The sequence below is a fragment of the Vibrio sp. 1288 genome (genome assembly GCF_033344475.1).
Genome location: NZ_JAWPOX010000279.1, coordinates 1 through 867, shown reverse-complemented (window position 1 = coordinate 867; position 867 = coordinate 1). Strand labels below are relative to the sequence as shown.

At 45.7% G+C, this 867-nt stretch carries 1 protein-coding gene; it reads right to left on the bottom strand.

The features are described 5' to 3' along the window. On the bottom strand, window positions 1-848 hold an 848-nt coding region (locus R8O11_RS26220; RefSeq protein WP_318194740.1), incomplete at its 3' end, for an NADH:flavin oxidoreductase. Between the last annotated feature and the right edge of the window lie 19 nt (window positions 849-867).

Below are 867 nucleotides of genomic sequence, written 5' to 3'. Positions count from 1 at the left end.
TGCCCGTATTCGTGAAAATAGCCTTCTTCTTGCAGTGTGTAACCATCGAATCTTTCACCAACAAGTTCGTTTGCTTTGCCGTGAATGTTGCCGGAGACGATGATCGCATCAACGCCCACTGCTTCGAGTTTCTTACACACAATGCGTGTTTCATCGAATGTTAAACCGCCGTCAAAGAATTCTGTCGCGGTTAGCTTCACAAGAATTGGAAACGCATCCCCCACCAACGTTCTGGTCTCAGAATAAATTTCCAAAAGCAAACGCATACGATTTTCTAAGCTGCCTCCGTATTCGTCTTCGCGTCGGTTGTAGTACGGGCTTAAAAACTGGTTGATTAAGTAAGTGTGCGCTGCATGAATCTCGACACCGTCAAAACCGGCTTCTTGAGCTCGTTTACTCGCTAATGCAAATGCTTTTACGATGTAGTCGATTTCATCCTTCGTCATCGCTTTGCCTTGAGTATTCGTGCCGCGCTCAGGCACATCACTCGGTGCAAAAATCACGCGCTCACCGACGTTGTAGGTGGTTTTAGTACCGCCATAAGCAATTTGCATCACAATTTTAGAATCGTACTGATGAACCAGTTCTGTGAGCTTTTTGTATTCTTCGATGAAAGAGTCGTTGTAAATACCCATCATCCCTGCGTTGGGCTTTTCTTCTTCAACGATATTGGCGTAACCTGTGACGATTAGCCCGACTTCACCTTTAGCAAGCTCTTCGTAAATATCGTAAAGCTTTGCCGTCATGTGGCCATCTTCAGTCGCCATATTTTCCCACGTTGCGCTACGCACAAAGCGGTTCTTTAGGGTCATGCTGCCAATGCGGGCTTCGGAAAACAAAATACTCAAAACCAGTCCTCTTAATTCA